At 66.2% G+C, this 21,995-nt stretch carries 16 protein-coding genes; 11 read left to right on the forward strand and 5 right to left on the reverse strand.

Annotated features, from left to right (window positions below; genetic code table 11):
- Positions 1-14: 14 nt before the first annotated feature.
- Both V6D40_RS01140 and V6D40_RS01145 read right to left on the reverse strand, forming a co-directional pair.
- Complete coding sequence (locus V6D40_RS01140; protein WP_334288647.1) at positions 15-1,757, reverse strand: DEAD/DEAH box helicase; 1,743 nt, start codon at positions 1,755-1,757, stop codon at positions 15-17.
- A gap of 8 nt (positions 1,758-1,765) precedes the next feature.
- Entirely contained in the window at positions 1,766-2,020 is a 255-nt protein-coding gene (locus tag V6D40_RS01145; RefSeq protein ID WP_334265187.1) for a DUF3039 domain-containing protein, read from the reverse strand.
- Positions 2,021-2,073: 53 nt separating this feature from the next.
- On the opposite strand from V6D40_RS01145, the gene V6D40_RS01150 reads away from it, so the two are divergent.
- The 6 genes from V6D40_RS01150 (at position 2,074) to galE (ending at position 7,446) form a co-directional block, all read left to right on the forward strand.
- Positions 2,074-2,526 carry a DUF3099 domain-containing protein gene (locus tag V6D40_RS01150; RefSeq protein ID WP_334265188.1) on the forward strand — a complete coding sequence of 151 codons (453 nt, stop codon included), beginning with the start codon at positions 2,074-2,076 and terminating at the stop codon, positions 2,524-2,526.
- Between the two features lie 17 nt (positions 2,527-2,543).
- Positions 2,544-4,082, forward strand: coding sequence for a DUF7782 domain-containing protein (locus V6D40_RS01155; protein WP_334288519.1), 1,539 nt, complete (start codon positions 2,544-2,546; stop codon positions 4,080-4,082).
- A gap of 2 nt (positions 4,083-4,084) precedes the next feature.
- Complete coding sequence (gene dtd, locus V6D40_RS01160) at positions 4,085-4,522, forward strand: D-aminoacyl-tRNA deacylase (RefSeq protein ID WP_334288520.1); 438 nt, start codon at positions 4,085-4,087, stop codon at positions 4,520-4,522.
- 118 nt (positions 4,523-4,640) lie between these two features.
- A complete protein-coding gene (locus V6D40_RS01165) occupies positions 4,641-5,633 on the forward strand; it encodes a sigma-70 family RNA polymerase sigma factor (RefSeq protein ID WP_334288521.1) in 993 nt (330 codons plus the stop codon).
- 134 nt (positions 5,634-5,767) lie between these two features.
- Positions 5,768-6,457, forward strand: coding sequence for a metal-dependent transcriptional regulator (locus V6D40_RS01170; protein WP_334288522.1), 690 nt, complete (start codon positions 5,768-5,770; stop codon positions 6,455-6,457).
- An 8-nt stretch (positions 6,458-6,465) separates the two neighbouring features.
- On the forward strand, positions 6,466-7,446 hold the full coding sequence (gene galE, locus V6D40_RS01175; RefSeq protein ID WP_334288523.1) for a UDP-glucose 4-epimerase GalE: 981 nt from the start codon (positions 6,466-6,468) through the stop codon (positions 7,444-7,446).
- Positions 7,447-7,452: 6 nt separating this feature from the next.
- On the opposite strand, the gene V6D40_RS01180 is transcribed toward galE, so the two are convergent.
- Entirely contained in the window at positions 7,453-8,556 is a 1,104-nt protein-coding gene (locus V6D40_RS01180; RefSeq protein WP_334288524.1) for a DUF4192 domain-containing protein, read from the reverse strand.
- A 234-nt stretch (positions 8,557-8,790) separates the two neighbouring features.
- Here V6D40_RS01180 and V6D40_RS01185 point away from each other — a divergent pair, with 234 nt between their 5' ends.
- The 3 genes from V6D40_RS01185 (at position 8,791) to V6D40_RS01195 (ending at position 15,845) form a co-directional block, all read left to right on the forward strand.
- Positions 8,791-9,792, forward strand: a complete 1,002-nt coding sequence (locus V6D40_RS01185) for a PAC2 family protein (protein WP_334288525.1) — start codon at positions 8,791-8,793, stop codon at positions 9,790-9,792.
- A complete protein-coding gene (locus tag V6D40_RS01190; protein ID WP_334288526.1) occupies positions 9,789-12,329 on the forward strand; it encodes a DEAD/DEAH box helicase in 2,541 nt (846 codons plus the stop codon). The genes V6D40_RS01185 and V6D40_RS01190 overlap by 4 nt, the downstream gene beginning before the upstream one ends.
- An 81-nt stretch (positions 12,330-12,410) precedes the next feature.
- Positions 12,411-15,845, forward strand: coding sequence for a bifunctional proline dehydrogenase/L-glutamate gamma-semialdehyde dehydrogenase (locus tag V6D40_RS01195; protein WP_334288527.1), 3,435 nt, complete (start codon positions 12,411-12,413; stop codon positions 15,843-15,845).
- Positions 15,846-15,927: 82 nt separating this feature from the next.
- On the opposite strand, the gene V6D40_RS01200 is transcribed toward V6D40_RS01195, so the two are convergent.
- Both V6D40_RS01200 and V6D40_RS01205 read right to left on the reverse strand, forming a co-directional pair.
- Entirely contained in the window at positions 15,928-16,452 is a 525-nt protein-coding gene (locus tag V6D40_RS01200; RefSeq protein WP_334288528.1) for a carboxymuconolactone decarboxylase family protein, read from the reverse strand.
- 18 nt (positions 16,453-16,470) lie between these two features.
- Complete coding sequence (locus tag V6D40_RS01205; RefSeq protein WP_334288529.1) at positions 16,471-17,067, reverse strand: peroxiredoxin; 597 nt, start codon at positions 17,065-17,067, stop codon at positions 16,471-16,473.
- A gap of 102 nt (positions 17,068-17,169) precedes the next feature.
- Here V6D40_RS01205 and V6D40_RS01210 point away from each other — a divergent pair, with 102 nt between their 5' ends.
- Both V6D40_RS01210 and hrpA read left to right on the forward strand, forming a co-directional pair.
- Entirely contained in the window at positions 17,170-18,123 is a 954-nt protein-coding gene (locus V6D40_RS01210) for a hydrogen peroxide-inducible genes activator (RefSeq protein WP_334288530.1), read from the forward strand.
- On the forward strand, positions 18,124-21,993 hold the full coding sequence (gene hrpA / locus V6D40_RS01215) for an ATP-dependent RNA helicase HrpA (RefSeq protein ID WP_334288531.1): 3,870 nt from the start codon (positions 18,124-18,126) through the stop codon (positions 21,991-21,993).
- The last annotated feature ends 2 nt before the right edge of the window (positions 21,994-21,995 follow it).

Genomic DNA, 21,995 nt, shown 5'->3' on the forward strand with positions numbered 1-21,995 from the left:
CGCGCCGCGGCCGCTTACCAGTCTCGCAGGTAGTCGATGCGCTGGCGCAGCTGCTCCGCGTTGCACAGCGCGGTCGGCGGCCCCCCGCACGCGTTGCGCGCTTCAGTGTGAATCGCGCCGTGGGGCCGGCCCGTTTTCCCCGCCACAATCGCCACGCGGGCGTTGAGCTCCTTGCGCAGCTCCGGGATCTCGTCTGACGCAACGCTCGGGCCCTGCCCGCCCGCCGCGTCAGGCTGCGTTTTCCCCACCGGTTCTCCGTGCAGGCGCGCCCGCTCACGCTCTTCCCGCTCCGCGGCCTTGCGAGCTTTCTCCTCCGCCTCGCGCGCGTCGAGCTGGTCGCTTTGCCGCTTGCGCAGCAGCGTTTTCACCTGCTCCGCGTCAAGTAAGCCGGGCAACCCGAGGAAATCCTGCTCCTCCTGCGAGCCCGCAACGGTCGGGGTGCCGTAGGTGGAGCCGTCGAAAATCAGCGAATCCAGCTCGGCGGACGCGCCGATCGCCTCGTAGTTGGGCGACTCGTCCGGCTCGTTCTGCGTCCGGTTCGCCTGCTCCAGAAGCTCGTCCGACCAGCCCGACTCCCGGTGGGGTTTGCCAAGCACATGGTCGCGGGAGACTTCCATCTCCTCCGCCAGCTGCAACAGCACCGGCACCGAAGGGAGGAACACAGACGCCGACTCGCCGGGCAGGCGCGAACGCACGAAGCGGCCAATCGCTTGGGCAAAGAACAGCGGTGTGGACGCGGAGGTCGCGTACACACCCACGGCGAGCCGGGGCACGTCGACGCCCTCGGAGACCATGCGCACGGCAACCATCCACTCGTCGGTGGAGTTGGAGAATTCGTCGATCCGCTCGGACGCCCCCGCCTCATCAGAAAGCACGACCGCAACTGGTGTGGAGCTGAGCTTCTCCAGAATCCGGGCGTAGGCGCGCGCCGTGGTTTTGTTCGTCGCGATCACCAACCCGCCCGCGTCGGGCATGTTGGCCCGCAGCTTCAGCAGCCTCGTGTGCGCAGCCGTAAGCACCGCGGCTATCCAGTCGCCCTTCGGGTCCAAAGCGGTGCGCCACGCTTTCGCTGTTTGCTCCGCGTTGAGCGGCTCGCCCAGACGCGCCGAGTACTCCTCGCCCGCCGAATCCTTCCACTGCGCCTCGCCCGAGTAGGCGAGGAAGACCACGGGGCGCACGACACCGTCGCGAAGCGCCTCCGCGTAGCCGTAGGTGTAGTCGGATTCGGACACGAGGTGGCCGGCACCGTCCTCGGCGTAGCGCACGAACGGAATCTGCGAGTCGTCGGAGCGGAACGGCGTACCGGTCAGCGCAAGTCGGTGTTCAACGTCGTTGTACGCCTCGTAGACGCCGTCGCCCCAGCTCTTGGAGTCGCCTGCGTGGTGAATCTCGTCCAGGATCACCAGCGTCCTGCGCGCAGAGGCCACCGCGTGGTGCTTGAACGGGTGCATGCCCACCTGCGCGTAGGTGACCACAACCCCGTCGTACGCCGCGTTGACTGCCGAGGAGTTCGTGAAGTTGGGGTCGAGCGAGAGCCCGAACCGCTTCGCCGCGTCCGACCACTGGTGCTTCAGGTGCTCGGTCGGCACAACGACGATGATGCGCTGCACCTTCTTCGCCTCGTACAAACGGCTGGCGAGCGTGAGCGCAAAGGTTGTTTTACCCGCGCCCGGGGTCGCCACGGCCATGAAATCGCGCGGCATGGTGCGCTCGAACTGGCTCAGAGCCTCCTGCTGCCATGCACGAAGCGTCGGCATGGTCAGGCTCACTTGCGGCGCAGCCCCTTGTAAATGCGCTCGCAGTCAGCGCACACCGGCGAGCCCGGTTTCGCTTGCTTCTTCACCGGGAACGTCTCCCCGCACAGTGCGACGACCATCTTGCCGGAGATGGCGGAGTCCACGATCTGGTCCTTCTTCACGTAGTGGAAGAACTTCGGCGTCCCGTCGTCGGTGGTCGACGATGTGTCTTCTCGTAAATCAGTGCGCTCGAGCGTCTTCGTCGTCGTATTCACGCTCCCCATCATGCCCCACATCCCGTCCGGAAACTAAGCCGGAGGCGCTACGCTGGCAACCTATGAGCGCTTCGGAGGAACACGTCCACGGCCCCGGCACGGTCGACGTCGAAGCAGAACCAACTGCCCCGCGCAAGAAACGGACGCGCCGCGCCAACCGCGCGCTGATCACCGACGCCACGTTCTCCCCCGAGCAGAACCGCCGCTCGCGCGAGTCGCAGTACCTGCTGCTGCAGGGCATCCGCCTACCGTTTATCGCACTATCCATGTTGGCCGCGTTCGTGTGGCACAACTGGTGGCTCGCCGCTGTGTTTTTCGTCGTGAGCATTCCGCTCCCCTGGATCTCTGTCATGGTGGCCAACGGCCAGGGTGAAGTTCGCGACGCCCGGTCGAAAAACGTGTACAAGCCGGCGCTTGTGCGCGAGGAGCAGCGGCTGGAGGAAGCCCGGCGCGCGCAGCTTTCCGCGGGAGGAAAGGCGGGCGCGCCCACTATCATCGACCACGACGAACGCTAGTTTTTGAAGGAGCTTTCATGACTACCGAACCCCCCGCGCCCGAGCTGATGTGCCAGCTTGCGGACGTACTGCTGCAAGCGTCCTTCACCGCGGACGGAATCGCGGCGCACTTGGGCCCCGACGCCACCGACGCGCTCTACCGCGGGGAGCCGGGCGTGGTGCTCCGCGCCACCCGCGGCGGCACCCAACTCGACCAGCTCATCCGCTTCTTTTTGCTGCGCCGCCCGCTTCCCGGTAACCAGGTTGCGGAAATGCTGGGCGCCAAGCTGGGGCTTTCGCTTGTCGACGCCGCCTTTTTCTCCCCCACCGCCTCCGGCGACATCGCCGTCAACTTCGATGTGCGCCCGCACGTGATCGCGGGGCGCGAGCGCCTCGTGGTGTCGGACCGCGACGCGTCGGTCACCGATATCGTTCCTGGGCGCGATCACGTGTTGGGGGTGGGCGCGGCGTCGATAAGCCTGCTCTCCGCCTCGCCCTCAAGCCCTGTCGAGCGGGTGCTTGACCTCGGCACCGGTTCCGGCGTGCAGGCGCTCGCCCAGGCGGACAGCGCGGTGCGCGTAGTCGCGACCGACGTGCACCCGCGCGCCATCGCGCTCGCCCGGGCGACGCTCGCCGCCAACGGCATCGACAACGTTGAGCTGCGCACCGGGGCCTGGTTCGAGCCCGTGGCCGGCGAGACGTTCGACCGGATCGTGGCCAACCCGCCGTTCGTGGTTGGTTTGCCGGAGGTGGGCCACGTCTACCGCGATTCGGGGTTGCCGCTGGACGGGGCCACCGAGCTGGTCGTGGGCGAGGCGCCGAGCTACTTGGCCGCCGACGGGACCGCCTGCATCCTCGGGGCGTGGGTGCACACGCTGGATCAGCCGTGGCAGAACCGGGTGGCGTCGTGGCTGCCGTCGACCGGGGTCAGCGCGTGGGTGCTGCAGCGCGACGTGGTCGACCCCGGCATGTACGTCTCCACCTGGCTGAAGGACGAGTCGCTCGACCCCCGCTCCCGCGCGGCCGTCGAGCGCACCGAGCGCTGGCTCGACCACTTCGACGAGCACAACGTGCACGCAATCGGCTTCGGTTGGGTGCTGCTGCGCAATATCGGCGACGCCCCGTCCGAAATCACCGCTGAGGAGCTGCGGCACCCGTTCACCGATCCCCTCGGCCCCGAGGTGGAGGAGTACTTCCTGCGCGCCGCCTGGCTGCGCGGCCGGGACGCCGACGGGGTGCTGGGCAGCACCTTCCTGGTGCGGCCGGGCGTGGCCGTGGAGGAAGTCAGCGTCACCGACGACGAGACTGGCATGGGTTTTGCGCCCAAGGTGTGCCGTGTGACCCGCACCGACGGGCCGCGGTTCAGCCACGACGTGGACGAAGGCCTGCGCTCCCTGTTGGCCGGCCTGCACCCGCAGGGGCTGCCGTTGCGCGACGTTATCGGCCTCCTCGCCGCCTCCCGCGGTGTGGTGGACGACGCGGATATCGCGTCGCTCGAGGATTCCGCTGTGAGCGCGGTGGTCGATCTGATCCGCCACGGCATTGTCATTCCCGCCGAGATCGCGGAGGTGGTCTGAGCGTGAAAGCTGTTTTAACCCGCGTCTCAAGCGCGTCTGTCACCGTCGACGGCGAGGTCGTCGGCGCCATCGACTGCCCTGAAACCGGCGGCATCCTAGCGCTTGTCGGCGTCGGCGCCGACGACTCCGGCACGGCGTGGGAGACGATGGTTCGCAAGATCGCGGAGCTGAGGATTTTGGACGGCGAACGCTCCGTCGAGGACGCAGGCGCGCCGGTGCTTTTGGTCAGCCAGTTCACGCTTCTCGGACGCACCGCCAAGGGCCGCAGGCCGTCGTGGTCGGACGCCGCGCCGGGGGACGTCGCCGAGCCGGTGATCGCGAAAATCGCTGACGCGCTGCGGGCGAGAAATATCCATGTCGAAGAGGGTCGTTTCGGGGCGAACATGCAGGTAGCAAGTGTCAACGATGGTCCTTTCACGGTGCTTGTCGACGTCTCGTAGACAACCCCAACCCACCGTGGTAAGAAACACATAGCGTTGTTCCCCCGGGAACAAATTTTCTGCCCGGTGCGTTGAACGGGTGGATTTGAAGGACCTGTTTTCGAGGAGGCAGCACCACATGACTCAGCCGGATCATGCCACCGCTACGGATAGTGAGGAAGTTGACCGTGGCAGCCGCCGAAACCAGACAAACGACAACCCGTCGGCGGACTTAGTCCGCGTTTATCTGAACGGCATCGGCAAGACCGCCCTCCTCGACGCAGAGGAGGAAGTGGAGCTGGCACAACAGATCGAGGTCGGTCTGTACGCGCAGCACCTGCTGGATGATCCGGAGGTGCACCTCACCCGCGCGAAGAAGCGCGACTTGAAGATTCTGGCCAAGCAGGGCCGCAAGGCTCGCGCGCACCTACTCGAAGCGAACCTCCGCTTGGTTGTGTCTTTGGCGAAACGCTACACCGGCCGCGGCATGCCGCTTCTGGACTTGATCCAGGAAGGCAACTTGGGCCTGATCCGCGCGATGGAAAAGTTCGACTACACGAAGGGCTTCAAGTTCTCCACGTACGCCACGTGGTGGATCCGCCAGGCGATCACCCGCGGCATGGCGGACCAGTCCCGCACCATCCGCCTCCCGGTCCACTTGGTCGAGCAGGTGAACAAGCTCTCGCGCATCCGCCGCGAGATGTACCAGTCCCTCGGCCGCGAACCGACGAACGAGGAGCTCGCCGAGGAATCGGGCATCCCGGAGTCCAAGATCGAGATGCTGCTGCGCCAGTCCCGCGACCCAGTCAGCCTGGATATGCCGGTTGGCGCCGACGAGGAGGCCCCGTTGGGGGACTTCATCGAGGACGCTGAGGCGACCGACGCGGAGGACGCCGTTGTCTCCACCCTCCGCCACGACGACATCCAGGACATCATCAACGGTCTCGAGCAGCGCGAGCAGGACGTCATCCGCCTGCGCTACGGGCTCACCGACGGTGTGCCGCGCACCCTCGACCAGATCGGCCGCCAGTACGGTCTCTCCCGCGAGCGCGTGCGCCAGATCGAGCGTGAAGTGATGGCGAAGCTGCGCGCCGGCGAGCGCGCCGACCGCCTGCGCGACTACGCCCTGTAAGCAGGTTTTCGCCTTCTCGGCCCGCTGCCTTTTTCGCGGCGGGCCGTTGTCGTGCGCGCCGACCGCCCACCCGAACTTCGCTAAAGTTACCCGTAACCGCCCCACCCTTGATTTTGAGAGGCAGAAGAAGACGCATGCGTGATCTCGTCGACACAACGGAGATGTATCTGCGTACCGTGTACGAACTTGAGGAAGAGGGCATCACTCCCCTGCGCGCCCGCATCGCGGAGCGCCTCGAGCAATCCGGACCGACGGTGTCGCAGACCGTCGCCCGAATGGAGCGCGACGGTCTCATCGTGGTCGAGCGCGACCGCTCCCTTTCCTTGACACCGGCGGGCCGCGAGCTGGCCACCGCGGTGATGCGCAAGCACAGGCTCGCAGAGCGCTTGCTTACCGACGTTTTGCAGCTCGACCTATCCAAAGTCCACGAAGAAGCCTGCCGCTGGGAGCACGTGATGAGCGATGAGGTGGAAGCCCGCGTCGTCGCTGTTCTCGACGACCCCACTCGCTCCCCCTTCGGCAACCCGATCCCGTCGCTTGACCAGATCGGCGGGCCGGCGACTCCGCGCGAGCAGCACGGCACCCGCGCCTCCGATCTCCGTTTGGAGAAGCCCGCCGAAGTCACGGTCGTGCAGATCAGCGAGATCCTCCAGCAGGGCACCGTGGTTCAGCACCCCGTAGTCTCGCTGGGTTCACTCGTCGGCCAGCGGGTCACGCTGACCCCGCTGGACGGCGGCGGCGTCATCGTCACCACCGCCTCGGGTAACGAGGTGGAGCTTGCACCGGAGTTCGCGCACGCCCTGCGCGTTGAGTTAGCGAGGTAGGAAAGGGTATGAAACTCTGTGTCACCGGCGGTGCCGGCTACGTCGGCAGCGTCTGCGCCGCTACCCTGCTCGAGGCCGGCCACGAAGTCGTGGTTGTCGACGACCTGAGCACCGGCAACCGCGGGGCAGTTCCGGCCGGCGCCACCTTCGTCGAGGGCAACATCGTCGACGTGATCGACGACGTCTTCACCGAGCACGCCATCGACGGCGTGCTGCACTTCGCGGCCCGCTCACTCGTTGGCGAGTCTATGGTCGAGCCCGCGACGTATTGGCACGACAACTTCGAAGTGTCGCTGCACCTGCTCGACCGCATGCGCGCCCACGGCGTGAATTCGCTGGTGTTCTCATCCACCGCCGCGACCTACGGCGAGCCGGATCAGACCCCGATCGTAGAGACCGCCCCAACGCGCCCGACCAACCCGTACGGCGCTTCCAAGCTCGCCATCGACTACGCAATTACCTCCTACTGCCAGGCCTACGGCCTCGCCGCGACCAGCCTCCGCTACTTCAACGTCGCGGGCGCCTACGGCTCCATCGGTGAGAACCACATCACAGAGACTCACCTCATTCCGTTGGTGCTGCAGGTGGCGATGGGCTACCGCGACAAGATCATGATCTTCGGCGACGACTGGCCCACCAAGGACGGCACCTGCGTGCGCGACTACATCCACATCCGCGACCTCGCGGACGCGCACATACTCGCCCTCGAAGCGAACACGTCCGGCACCCACGCCATCTACAACCTCGGTTCCGGCGACGGCTACACCGTGCGCGAAGTCATCGACGCCTGCCGCGAGGTCACCGGGCACCCGATCCCGGCTGAGGTGGCTCCCCAGCGCGCCGGCGACCCCGCAGTGCTGATTGCCTCCTCGGCGAAGATCCAGGACGAGCTCGGGTGGAACCCGACGCGCACCGAGCTTCACCGCATCGTGCGCGACGCCTGGGAGTTCACCAAAGAACTCGGCGACGCCTCCCACGGCGCGCGCTAAACCGCGCTAACCCAGCACGTCCCTCCACGTCGCGTCGCAGCCGGAGCGGGCGCTCTGCAGTAAGCCTTCATGCTCGCCGCCGCGCAGCAGCTGGTCGAGGATGTAGGACAGGGAGTGACCCGGCACCTCCTCCTGGGCACACATGAGGGCCACGCTTGCCCAGTTGGCGAGCTTGAGCTTCACGGCGATGACGGCCCACACGCTCAGCGCGTTCGCGCGGATGACCCCCTCGAAGTTGCGGGCGATGGTGAGCATCACCGCGCCGGCCTCCTTCGGGTGGTCCAGCGCCGTGTTGAACAGGCTGTCGCGCAGCTGCGAGCGGGTCAGCATCGTCGCGACGCGCTCCATTTGCTGCGTGCTGGTGAACACGTCGTCGAACCTCAGGTGCTCCGCCCCGCCGACGAGGGGGTGCGGCGGTGCGGACGCCAGGTCGACGCACGCCTCGAGTGCGAGATCGCGCGCCGCACTGGGATTGGCCTCGAGTTGCTCGATCAGGTTATCGCCCAGGTGGTAGCAGTGCGCGGCGCCAGATGCCGCCGCCTCTTGGTCCCCCCGGCAGCTCGCGTCGAAAAACGCCCGTGTGTCGTCCTTGCGCAACTCCGGCAGCGCCCCTTGTGCAAGCAGCGCGCCCATTGTCGGCTGCTGCATGACCGACGCCACGGTGCCGCCGACCCAGTCGTCGCCGAAGCCTGCCGTGACCAGCTCCCCCGGCGGCGGTCCGAACACGAGGCTGTACGGGGTGCCGGGGGCGATCTCGGAGACGTGCCAGCAGACGTCGACAAGCGCAAGCCCCTGCGCATCCTTCAGTGCGTAGAGCGCTTCCACCGCATCCAACGCGAGGCCCGAGTTCGGAATGCGGGTGACCACCACCGCCATGTGGCCAATGGCGTTGTGCGTGTCCACCTCATCCACGGCGTCCTGCAGGTTGCCGGCGTGGCACAGATCGGTGCGCAGCACCGGGCCGAGAACTGGTTCACCGCTTTCGTCGTCGAGCCACAAGCTCATGATTACGGCAGATTCTTGCGGGTAGTAGCCTAGAACCCCCGGCAGCGAGGCAATGAAGTCGGCGGGGCCGGATAGCGTGGTGTCTGGGTGCATGTATTGAGTCATGGTTATTTTGACTTCCAGTTCCCCCTTGCGGTTCCGCTTGCCCGCAATCTCGCTGAAGCTGTGGATAACTTGCGGGGTGGGTGCTGGCAGCCGAGGCACCGATCCGGCACAATAGGTGCTTTGAACTTCGTGGTTGCTGGGTGCAACCCTGTGGAATGTTCGCAGCGGCGACCACGTTGTCGAAAGGGAATGCGCGCCATCAAGGGCGCCCATCTTCGGATCAGGAGGCACACCATGTCGGACGAACGCCGCATGTACGAACTCGAGTATCCTGCGCCATCAGTCGGCGAGGGTGCTCCCGCCGGGCCCGCCCTCATCATCGCCATGCAGGGCTACGCAGATGCCGGCCACGCCGTCGAAGGCTCTGCCGACCACCTGAAGGCCGCGCTGGAGTCGCGCACCGTAGCCACCTTCAACAACGACGAGCTGATCGACTACCGCTCCCGCCGCCCCGCAGTGACGTTGAGCCAGCACGAGATCACCCAGATCGACGAGCTTGAGCTAGACATGCGCGTGCTCAAAGACAACACCGGCACGCCGTTTCTGCTGCTCTCCGGCCCGGAGCCGGACCTGCGCTGGGAAGCGTTCTCGGAGGCCGTAGCTGACCTGGCGGAACGCTTCGACGTGTCGAAGACGATCTGCTTGTACGCCGCGCCGATGGGTGCGCCCCACACCCGCCCGCTGGTGGTTTCGGCGCACGGCAACAGCGCTGAGCTGGTCGGCTCCATGTTCACGTTCGACGGCATGGTGACCATCCCCGGTTCCGCCGCGATTTTGATCGAGCGCGAGCTGCACAAGCGCGGGCGCTCGGTTGCGGGGTTTACCGCCCACGTGCCGCACTACGTCGCTTCCTCGCCGTACCCGCACGCGATGTACCAGCTGCTGCAGTCGGTGGAGGATTCCACACAGCTGAAGTTCCCGCTGCGCGCGCTGGAGCAGGACATGAAGAAGGTGGCGCGCCAGCTCGCGGAGCAGACCTCTGCGTCCGAGGAAATCACGCAGGTGGTGCAGTCGCTCGAGGAGCACTACGACGCGGAGATGGAGGACTACCGCAAGCGCAACCCGGAGGCCATGATGCCGGGTGAGGCCGAGCTGCCGAGCGGGGAGGAGATCTCTGAGGCGTTCGAGAATTTCCTTTCGGCCATCGAGGACCGGGACCGCTCGAGGGAGCTGTCCGACCCCTACTTCGTTGACCCCGACGAAGACGGCGCTGACGGGACGGACGAGAACGAGTGACACTCTCTGACTTCCTCCCAGATCTCGCCGACGTTCCCGAATCGCTCTTTGAAGACGCGGTGTGGGACTCGTTCACCCAGTGGACGGTTGAGCGGGGTATCTCCCTCTACCCCGCCCAGGAGGAAGCGTCGCTCGCTTTGCTCGCGGGCGACAACGTCATCCTCGCTACCCCGACTGGGTCGGGAAAGTCGATGGTGGCCAACGCCGCGCACTTCATCGCGATGGCGCGCGGGCAGCGCACGTTTTACACTGCGCCGATCAAAGCGCTGGTGAGCGAGAAGTTCTTCGCCTTGTGCGAGATCTTCGGTCCCGAGAACGTGGGCATGATGACTGGCGACGCCACCGTGAACGGTCACGCCCCGATCATCGCCGCAACCGCTGAGATCGTGGCAAACATCGCGCTGCGCGAGGGCGCGAACGCCCGCATCGACCAGGTGGTGATGGACGAGTTCCACTACTACTCCGAGCCGGAGCGCGGCTGGGCGTGGCAAGTGCCGCTGCTCGAGCTGCCGAACGCCCAGTTCCTGCTCATGAGCGCAACCTTGGGCGACACGCAGTGGCTCCAGGACGACCTGACCGAGCGCACCGGGCGCACCACCACGTATGTGGGCGGCTCGCAGCGCCCGGTCCCGCTGGACTTCCACTACGTGTTCACGCCGGTCCACGAGACCGTGGAAGAGCTGATGGAAGCCGGCAAGGCGCCGATCTACATCGTCCACTTCTCCCAGCGCGAGGCGACCGAGCGCGCCCAGGCGTTGACGAGCATGACGCTGATCACCGCCGAGGAGAAGGCGCGCATCGCCGAAGAGATCGGCGACTTCCGCTTCACCACCTCATTCGGGAAAACCCTGTCGAAGCTGGTTCGCCGCGGCATTGGCATCCACCACGCGGGCATGCTGCCGAAGTACCGCAGGCTGGTCGAGAGGCTTTCGCAAACCGGCTTGCTCAAGGTCATCTGCGGCACCGACACCTTGGGGGTCGGCATCAACGTCCCGATCCGCACGGTGCTGATTACGGGGCTTGCGAAGTACGACGGCACCAAGAGCCGCATCTTGAAGTCGCGCGAGTTCCACCAGATCGCGGGCCGCGCCGGTCGCGCTGGCTACGACACTGAAGGCACCGTCGTTGTCGAAGCGCCGGAGCACGAGATCGAAAACGTCAAACTGCGGCGCAAGGCGGGCGACGACCCGAAGAAGCTGAAGAAGCTGCGCAAGAAGGCTCCCCGCGACGGCGAGGTGTCGTGGTCGGAGAAGACCTTCGACCGCCTCACCACCGCGGAGCCGGAGGAACTCACCAGCCAGTTCTCCGTGTCGAACTCGATGCTGCTCAACGTCGTCGCGCGTCCCGGCGACGGCTACGAGCACATGCGCCACCTGATCCGCACCAACCACGACACCCGCGCAAAGCAGAACCGCGACATCCTGACCGCGGTCGAGCTGTTCCGCGGGCTGATTCAGGCAGGCGTTGTGGAGCGCACCCCGGATTCACCCGCGTTCCGCCCCTACACGCTCACCCGCGAGCTCGACCCGGACTTCGCGCTGAACCAGCCGCTGTCCCCCTTCGCGCTGGCGTTCCTCACGCTGCTCGACCCGGAGTCGGACACCTACGCCCTCGACGTCATCTCCACCTTCGAGGCGATTCTGGAGGATCCGCGCCAGCTCCTTCAAGCGCAGCAGAACGTGGAGCGGGGCGAGGAAATCGCGGCGCTGAAGGCCGAAGGCGTCGACTACACGGACCGCATGGCGATCATCGAGGACGTCACCTACCCCAAGCCGCTGGCCGACGAGCTGGAGGAGGCGTTTTCCACATTCACGGAGTCCAACCCGTGGGCGAAGGAGTTTGAGCTGTCGCCGAAGTCAGTGGTGCGCGACATGATCGAGCACGCCATGACGTTCTCCGACCTCATCGCCACCTACTCCCTGGCGCGCTCCGAGGGTGTGGTGTTGCGTTACCTGACCGACGCGTGGCGCACCCTCACTCATTCCATCCCCGAGTCCTACATGACCGATGAGCTCGAGGACATCGTCGTCTGGCTCGGCGAGCTCATCCGCCAAGTCGACTCCTCGCTCATTGACGAGTGGGCGCACATGGCAGACGAGGACACCCCCATCTCGAGGGAGACCCTCGACCGCGAACTCGCGTTTGGCGTGGAGGACCCGAGTGCTTTGACCGCAAACCGCCGCGCGTTCACGATCATGGTGCGCAACTACTTCTTCCGACTCGTGGAGCTCTTCGCCTACGAAAAGGAGGACCAGCTCGTCGACATGCTCGCCTACCTCGACCCGGACAACACGGTGGATTGGCCGGCGGCGATGGACGACTACTTCGACGAGTACGCCGACCTCGACCTCGGCCAAGACGCGCGCGGGCCGGAGTACTTCCGCATCGGCGACCAAGCCGGCCGGTACTGGGACGTCACCCAGATCATCAAAGACCCGGACGGCGACAACGCCTTCCAGCTTCACGGCGTGGTCGACTTGGATGCCTCGGACGAGGCGGGTGAGGTGCGGCTGAGGGAGATACGGCTGCGTCGTTAAGCAAAATGCTCCGCAGCGCGCGGGCGTGGATTATGGTGTTGGAAATCTCACCCGATCTACCACCGTGATAAGGAGCACACAATGCCGGACCTTTTGGTCAACCACACGCCACCCGAGCAAACCAGCGATGTCGATGCGGTTGTCCAAGCCGCGATCGCGCGCGCCCACAGCTGGATGGAGGCCACCGCAGAAGCGGACGCCGACGACGCGCAGACGCAGCAACTTGCCGAGATGCTTCGCGACGACAACGGCGTACGCTTCACCATGGACTTCGTCGACCGCGTCATGCGCCCCGAGGACAACCGCGTTGCGGCGAACGCACTGCGCTCCATTACCCGCGGCGTCGACGCGTCGTTCCTCGGTCAGATCAACGCCCTGCTCGTCGGCGCCGGCGCGTTCGTGGGCCCCTTTTTGCCGTTCGTGGTCGTGCCCGCGGCGCGCGCCCGCCTGCGCCAGCTCGTCGGCCACCTCGTGCTCGACGCCGAGTCCGACGCCCTCAACCAGCTGCTCGAGCGCGCGGAGAAGCGCGGCGAACAGCTCAACCTCAACCTGCTCGGCGAGGCTGTCCTGGGCGAGAAGGAAGCGACCGACCGGGCCGAGCGCACGCTTGCCCTGATCAAGAACCCGCGCGTGACGTACGTGTCGGTGAAGGCGTCGTCCATGGTCTCCCAGCTCAACCACTGGGATTACGACGAGTGCGTCCGCCAAGTCAAAGACCGCATTCGCCCGCTCTACCGCGCTGCGCGAGACCGCAGCCCGCAGGTGTTCATCAACATGGACATGGAGGAGTACCACGACCTCCACCTGACCATCGACGTGTTCACGCAGCTGCTCAGCGAGGAGGAGTTCACCGATTACGAGGGCGGCATCGTGCTGCAGGCGTACCTCCCGGACACGCTCGGCGCCCTCGAGTATCTAGCCAAGTTCGCTCAGGAGCGCGTCGCCGCCGGCGGCTCCAAGATCAAGATCCGCCTGGTCAAGGGCGCGAACCTGTCAATGGAGCGCCACCACGCCGAGGTCAAGGGCTGGCCGCAGGCGCCGTACCTGACCAAGGACGAAGTCGACGCGAATTACTACCGCCTGCTCGACTACATCCTGCGCCCCGAGTTCTCAGACGCCGTGTCCATCGGCGTCGCGTCGCACAACCTGTTCACTTCAGCGCTGGCTTACGAGCTTGCTTATCGACGGGGCGTTACCCCCATGATCGACTCTGAAATGCTCCAGGGCATGTCGCCGGCGCAGCAAGCAATCGTGCGCGAGGTCTACGGCCGCCAGATCCTCTACACCCCCGTGGTGCGCAAGGAGGATTTCGACGTCGCCGTGAGCTACCTCGTGCGCCGCCTCGAGGAGAACGCCGCGCCGCAGAACTTCCTGCACGCGCTGTTCGCGCCGAAGACCGCCGAGCACGACCCGATCAAGGAGCAAGAAGACGTCTTCCGATGGGCGGTGGCCAACCGTTGGGAGGTGCGCGACGGGCCAAACCGCACCCAGGACCGCACTACGGAGACCGGCCGCCACGTGGCCGAGGCGTCTGCGGTGACGGGCCGCTTCTTCAACGAGCCGGACACCGACCCCGCGCTGGCCGCGAACCGCGAGTGGGCGAAGCAGCACTTGGCGAACCCGCCGGCGGTGGACACCGGCGAGGAGATCGCGGACCCGGCGCAGATTGCGGACCACATCGAGCGCGCACTGAAGGCGCAAGGCTCGTGGGGCGCGCTCAGCGCCGACGAGCGCGCGAACGTGCTGGAGGCGATCGGCGACGAGATCGCGCGCCGCCGCGGCAACTTTGTTGCGGTCGCGGCGCACGAGGCGGGCAAGACCGTCGACCAGTCCGACCCGGAAGTTTCGGAGGCGATCGACTTCTGCGACTACTACGCGGACAGCGCGCGCCGGCTGGGCGATATCGCCGCCGAGTTCGAGCCGAACAAGCTCACCGTGGTCGTGCCGCCGTGGAACTTCCCCGTGGCAATCCCGACGGGCGGCGCCATGGCGGCGCTCGCCGCGGGCTCGGCGGTGATTTTGAAGCCGGCGCCGCAGGTGACCCAGTGCGGCAAGCTGATCGTCGATTGCGCCCACGCCGTCTTCGAGGCCCACGGCATCGACCTCGACACCCTGCAGTACGTGCGCGCGGACGAGGGCGAGGCGGGCAAGGCGCTTCTGACCAGCGACGCCGTCGACTCGGTGATCCTGACCGGCGCGTCCGAAACGGCCCAGCTGTTCACGTCCTGGAAGCCGGATCTCAACGTGATGGCGGAAACCTCCGGCAAGAACGCGATCATCATCACCCCGGCCGCTGACCCGGATCTCGCGGTGAACGATTTGTACCTGTCCGCCTTCGGGCACTCGGGCCAGAAGTGCTCCGCGGCCTCGCTCGCCATCCTGGTCGGCGCAGCAGGTGAGTCGGAGCGCCTGATCAACCAGCTTGTCGACGCAGTCTCCACCCTCGTCGTCGGCCCCGGCACCGACCTTTCCACCACCATGAACGGCCTCATCGAGCCGCCGGGAGACAAGCTCGAGCGGGGACTGACCCAGCTCGAGCCCGGCGAGCGCTGGCTGTTGAAACCCCGCAAGCTCGATGACGAGGGCAAGTTCTGGACCCCGGGCATCCGCGACGGCGTCAAACCAGGCTCGTGGTACCACCGCAACGAGTGCTTCGGCCCGGTGCTCGGCATCATGCGCGCCAAGGATCTGGACGAGGCTATCGAGTGGCAGAATTCCACCGGTTACGGCCTGACGGCGGGCATCCACACGCTCGACGGCGACGAGATCGCCACCTGGCTCGACCGCGTCGAGGCGGGCAACGTCTACGTCAACCGTGGCATCACCGGCGCGATCGTGCAGCGCCAGCCGTTCGGCGGGTGGAAGAAATCCTCCGTCGGCCCCGGCGCGAAGGCTGGCGGCCCGAACTACGTGGCACAGATGGGTGTGTGGACGGATGGGGATGGGAAGGTGGCGTCGTTAAGCGTGAGCCTCTCCCCGGCCATCCGGGAGCTTTTGGAGGAGTTCAAGCCGCACCTCGAGCCAGACGATTACGGCTGGCTGTCGCGCGCCGCGGAGTACGACCAGCGCGCGTGGGACCAGGAGTTCGGCCGCGACCACGACTTTGCCGGGCTTCGCTCCGAGGCGAACATCTTCCGCTACCGCACGCCGCTCGAGCCGGTGGTGGTGCACGTGGGCAGGGGCTACAAGCTTCGCGACGTCTACCGCCAGCTTCTTGCTTCCACCATCACGGGCACGCCGGTTCGGGTGGTGGCGGACCGTGCGATCGCAGGCGAGCTCGAGGCGGCGGGCGTGCGCGTCGACGCCAACGCGGTCGCCGGAACGCCGTCGCGCATTCGCGCCGTGGGCGAGGTGCCGGAAGCGCTGTACGGCGATGTTGCCACGCACGTGTTTGACGGGCCGGTGCTTGTCGACGGCCGCCGGGAGCTCCTCCCCTACCTCCTCGAGCAGTCCGTGTCCGCGACGTTGCACCGCTTCGGCGTGATCCACGACCCGGCTGGGCTGCGCGAGTCCTAGCCGCAAACGCAGTTTGAAGCGCGAAAAATCCCGTCCGAAATTCTTCCGGGCGGGATTCTTAGCGTCTTAGGTTTCGCGGGCGCTAGCGCGCGTCCTCCACGATGACCACCTGGGCCACGGCCTGAACGACGGCGGCAACCTTGACTGCCTCCCAGACCTGCTCCTTGGTCAGGCCGGCCTCGCGCACCTCGTTCGCGTGCGCGACGGCGCAGTGCTCGCAGCCGTTGATGGTAGACACCGCGAGCGACCACAGCTCGAAGTCGGCCTTCTCAACGCCGGGCTTCGAGATGATGTTCATGCGCAGGCCGAACTTCACCTGGGAGTAGTCGTCGCCGAGCCAGTTCTTGGCGCGGTAGGCGACGTTGTTCATCGCCATGACGGTCGCGGCGCCGTACGCGGCCTCGACAGCCTCCTCGGAGAGGTGCTCCTTGGCCTCGTCGGCAATCTCGCTGATGACGGTCGCGTTGCGGGTCGCCGCCGCGGATGCCAGCAGGGTGCCCCAAAGCTGCTGCTCGCTCAGCTCGCTCGAGCGGGTGAGCGAGCCCAAGTTCAGCTTTTGGTCCTTGGCGTACTCCGGCAGCGCGCCGCGCAGGTTCTCGATCGACATTGTTATTCGGGCCTCCTTTTACTTCAGGGAGTCCTGGACCACAGCCATCTTGTCGATGTTCTTGGTCGGGTCGTTCTTCTGCCAGTCGCAGGCGCAGACCTCCTCAGACTGCAGCGCGTCGAGCACGCGCAGCACCTCGTCGACGTTGCGGCCGACAGCGTCCGGGGTGACGGAAACGAACTGAATCACGCCATCCGGGTCGATGATGAAGGTAGCGCGGTCTGCGACACCAGCTGCGTTCTCCACGCCGAGGGCGCGGATCAGGTCGTGGCGCACGTCCGCGAACATCGGGAACGGGATGTTCAGCAGATCCTCGTGGGTGGCGCGCCAGTTGAAGTGGGAGTACTCGTTGTCGGTGGAGCCGCCGAGCACCTGGGTGTCGCGGTCCTCGAACTCCTCGTTCAGCTTGCCAAACGCGGCGATCTCAGTCGGGCACACGAAGGTGAAGTCCTTCGGGTAGAAGAAGACGACCTTCCACTTGCCTTCGTACTTCTCCAGGGAGACGTTCTCGAAGTAGTCGTCCGGCGAAGCGGCGTTGGCTTCCTTCAGGTTGCCGCCCTTCAGCGCAATGAGGTCGAACTCCGGGAAACGCTCGCCAACGGTCATGATAGGCATGTCAATCCTCCATCTCTTGGGTTCCAGCGATACATCTCAAGTGTGCCACAGATCCGATAGCCGGACAAGAAAAACTTATGGCGCTGCGGTATTCTCATAGGCATGTCCAATAAAGATTACAGGCCGACGCTCGCCCAGCTGCGGACGTTCGCCACCATCGCCGAGCACAAGCACTTCGGCACGGCGGCGACCAAGCTGGGCATTTCGCAGCCGTCGCTGTCGCAGGCGCTGGTGGCGCTGGAGAGCGGCCTCGGCGTGCAGCTGATTGAGCGCTCCACGCGGAAAGTGATCGTGACCCCGACCGGCGAGCAGCTCTTGCCCTACGCCAAGGCCGCGCTCGAGGCAGCGGACGCGTTTGTGGTGCACTCGCGCGGCGGCGACGGCACACTCAGCGCGCCGCTGACCATCGGGATGATCCCCACGATCGCGCCGTATCTTTTGCCCCACCTGCTGCCGCTGGTTCGCGACGAGTTCCCGCAGGCCCAGCCGAAGGTGGTGGAGGAACAGACCGCGCACCTGGTGAGCAAACTCCGCGACGGCCTTATCGACGTCGCCGTCCTCGCCCTTCCTGTCGACCAGAGCGGGCTCGAACAGGTGGAGCTCTACGCTGAACCGTTCGTCGTTGTCACCCCCGAGGGGCACCCGCTTGCGGGGCGCACTGATCTCAGTGTGAGTGACGTCGGCGAGCTGGAGCTTTTGCTGCTTGACGACGGCCACTGCCTCCGCCACCAAATCCTGGACTTGTGCCACGGCGCTCAGGTCAACCCCACCTCAACGTCGCTGTCTGTCACTCGGGCTGCGTCGCTGACCACGGTGACGCAGCTGGTGATGTCGGGCATGGGCTCGACCCTTTTGCCCGTCTCGGCGCTGGAGGCAGAGTGCCGCCGGCCGAACTTGCGGATTTCGACCTTCGCGCCGGATTCGGGCGCGGAGCGGCGCGTGGGGCTGGCCTTCCGCACGTCGTCGTCGCGCCGCGCAGATTTCGCCGCACTCGGCGGGCTTGTCACCCGCGCCTACGAGGCGGCCGCCAACAACGCGAAGGATATGCTGCCGTAAATGTACGAATCGCTGACCATCGCCGACGAGCGCAAGTTCCGCCGCCGGCTCAAGAACGCGAAAACTGACGAGGCGCGAGAGACGATTCGCGCCGAGATGGCCGAGGCCGCGCAGGTCGTCGCCGCGCGCGACGCTACCGTGCCCGCCATCACCTACCCGGAGGGCCTGCCGGTTTCCGCCCGCCGCGACGAGATCATGGACCTCATGCGCGACCACCAAGTCGTTGTCATCGCCGGCGAGACGGGCTCAGGCAAAACCACCCAGATTCCAAAGATGCTGCTCGAGCTGGGCCGCGGCCGGCGCGGCATGATCGGCCACACCCAGCCGCGGCGTATCGCGGCGCGCACCGTCGCTGAGCGCATCGCCGAAGAGCTGGGCCAGCAAGTCGGCGAGTCCATCGGCTACGCCATCCGCTTCGACGACCGCGTCTCCCCCACCACTTCGGTGAAACTGATGACTGACGGCATCCTGCTCGCCGAAATGCAGCGCGACCGCTTCCTCAACGCCTACGACACCATCATCATCGACGAGGCCCACGAGCGCAGCCTGAACATTGACTTCCTCTTGGGCTACTTGAAGCGGCTGCTGCCGAAGCGCCCTGATCTGAAGGTGATCATCACCTCCGCAACGATCGACCCGGAGGCGTTCGCGGCCCACTTCGCCGACGCTGACGGCAACCCGGCGCCAATTATCGAGGTCTCCGGCCGCACCTACCCCGTGGAGATCCGCTACCGCCCGCTGATCGAGCAGGTCGAAACCAAAGACGGCGTCAAAGACGTCGACACCGACATGATCGACGGCGTGATCGACGCATGCAAGGAGCTCATGCGCGAGGGCAAGGGAGACATTTTGTGCTTCTTCGCCTCCGAGCGCGACATCCGTGACTGCATGGAAGCCATTGAGAAGCAACACTGGCGCGGCGTCGAGGTCGTGCCGCTGTTCGGCCGCCTCTCCAACGCGGAGCAGCACCGGGTGTTCTCCCCGCACTCGGGGCGGCGCATCGTGTTGTCAACCAACATCGCTGAAACCTCGCTGACGGTGCCCGGTATCCACTACGTGGTGGACACAGGCCTTGCGCGCATCTCGCGCTACTCTACGCGCACGAAGGTGCAGCGCCTGCCGATCGAGGAGATCTCGCAGGCCAGCGCCAACCAGCGCTCGGGCCGTTCCGGCCGCACCGCCGACGGAATCGCAATCCGCCTCTACTCCGAGGAGAACTTCGAGGCCCGTCAAGAGTTCACCGACCCGGAGATCCTGCGCACCAACCTCGCGAGCGTGATCCTGCAGATGATCTCGCTGCGGTTGGGCGACATTTCCGAGTTCCCCTTCATCCAGCCGCCGGACCAGAAGTCGATCCGGGACGGCCTGATGCTGCTGAACGAGCTCGGCGCCATCCGCGACGGCAAGGGCGGTGCGCCGGCGCTAACGGACATCGGCCGCGACATTGCGCGCATCCCGGTCGACCCGAAGATGGCCCGCATGCTGGTGGAGGCCAACCGCTTGGGCGTGCTTGACGACGTCACCGTCATCGTCGCCAACATGACCATCCAGGACGTGCGCGAACGCCCGCTCGACTACCAGGCCCAAGCCGACCAGGCGCACGCCCGCTTCAAAGACAAGGAATCCGACTTCCTCTCGGCGCTGAAGCTGTGGGATTACATCAACGATTCGCGCGACGAGCTGTCCGGCAACGCCTTCCGCAAGCGGATGAAGCGCGAGTTCCTGCACTACATGCGCATCCGCGAGTGGTACGACCTCGTGCGCCAGCTGCGCGACGTGGAGCGCCAGCTCGGCTGGTCGCGCGCCGAGAACGTCGCCGGCGAGCGCGACGCAGACGCGATCCACAAGTCGCTGCTCACCGGCCTGCTCTCCAACATTGGCGCACGGGACGGCAACTCGAAGGAGTACGACGGGGCTCGGGGGACGCGGTTTGTGGTGTTCCCGGGGTCGTCGTTAAGCAAAAAGCCCCCTGCCTTCCTCATGGCCGCCGAGCTGGTGGAAACCTCCCGGCTGTTCGCCCGCGACGTGGCGAAGATTGAGCCCGCCTGGGTCGAGCACGCCGCCGGCGACCTGCTGCGCCGCAGCTACTCCGAGCCGGTGTGGTCGCGCAAGCGGTCAGCGGCGATGGTGCACGAGAAGACGATGCTCTACGGCGTGACCATCGCGCGCGACCGCCTCGTGCCGTACCACCGCGTCGACCCGGACGGGGCGCGCAACATGTTCATCCGCCACGCGCTGATCGGCGGCGATTGGAATCGGCACCACCTGTTCATCGAGCACAACGAGGCGCTGCTCAACGACGCCGCCGCCGTCGAGGAGAAGGTCCGCCGCCGCGGCCTCGTCGTCGACGAGGACACGCTGTTCGACTTCTACGACGCCAAACTGCCCGAGACGGTGACCACCGCCCGGCATTTCGACTCGTGGTGGAAAAAGCAGCGCCACGCGGACCCGCACTACCTCGACTTCGACCCGGCGGCGCTGTTGACCGACGACAACCTCGACACGTCCGAGGAGGCGTTCCCGCCGCTCTGGCGCCAAGGCACGATCGATTACGAGCTGCGCTACAAGTTCGAGCCCGGCGCCCCGTTCGACGGACTCACGGTGGTGGTGCCCGTGCCGCTGCTCGCGGGTTTCGAAGCGGACGGGTTCGACTGGCTGGTGCCGGGGCTGCGCCTCGAGCTGGTCACGGAACTCATCCGCACGCTACCGAAGGCGCTGCGCAAACACGTCGTGCCGGTGCCGGACTTCGCCGCCCGCGCGGTGCCGCTGCTCGACGAGGAGCTTCCGCTTGTCGACGCCCTCTCAAACGCCCTGCGCGCCGCCGGCATCTCCGGCGTCAACGGGACCGACTTCAACCCCGCGGCGCTGCCTGACCACTTGAAAGCGACGTACGCGGCGATTGACAAGCGCGGCAACATCATCGACCACGACACCGACCTCGCCGCGCTGAAGCGCAGGCAGGCGGGCAAAATCCGCTCGTCGGTGGCGAAGCGCGCCGCTGCCAGCGCCTCGGAAACGGTAAAGAAGTGGACCGCCGACACGCTCGGCGCGGTGCCCGAAACCGTCACCACAGTCATCGAGGGCAACGAGGTCGACGCGTACCCCGCGCTCGAGGTCACGCCGGACGGCGTAAAGGTGTCGGTGCACCCGACAAAGGCGGCCGCCGACGCGTCGATGACGACGGCAACGTTGACGCTGCTGCTTCGCGAGATCCCCGTGTCCGTGCAGCAGATGACGAAGGGGCTACCGTTGCGCCACAAGGTGGCCGTGGACCATTACCCGCACGGCGGCGCGGAGGGCTTGGTTGACGACGCCCGCGTCGCAGTCATCCGCGACCTCATGCTCTCGCACGGCGGCGCAGTGCGCACCCCGGAAGAGTTCGACGCGCTTGTCAAGGAGATCAAGCCAAAGGTTCCTGGCGAGGTGCGCCGCATCGTGGTGGGGCTCGCGCCCGCGCTGGTGGAGTACGCGAATATGCGAACCGAACTGGCGAATTGGGAAGGCCCGGCGATCGATGACATGCGCTCTCAGCTGGACTTCTACCTGCCGAAGCACGCAATCACCATCCACGGCGCGGACCACCTGCAACACCTGCCGCGCTACATTGAAGCGATGCGCATCCGCTTGGAAGACATGCGCTTGGACCCAGACCGCGACGCCGACCGCCAGTCGGTCGTCGACGAGTCGAAGCGCTACCTCGAGGCGCGTGTCGCGAAACTGCCTGCGAGTGTGCGGAAGTCTCGCGCCTACAAAGACATCCTGTGGCGCATCGAGGAGCTGCGCGTCAGCCTGTTCGCTCAGCGGCTGGGCACGCCGCAGCCGGTGAGCCAGCGACGAATTGAGAAGCTCGCCGACAAGCTCGGGCGCTGATA

It is taken from the genome of Corynebacterium sp. Marseille-Q4381 (assembly GCF_036881695.1).
In the GTDB taxonomy this organism is placed as follows: Bacteria; Actinomycetota; Actinomycetes; order Mycobacteriales; family Mycobacteriaceae; genus Corynebacterium.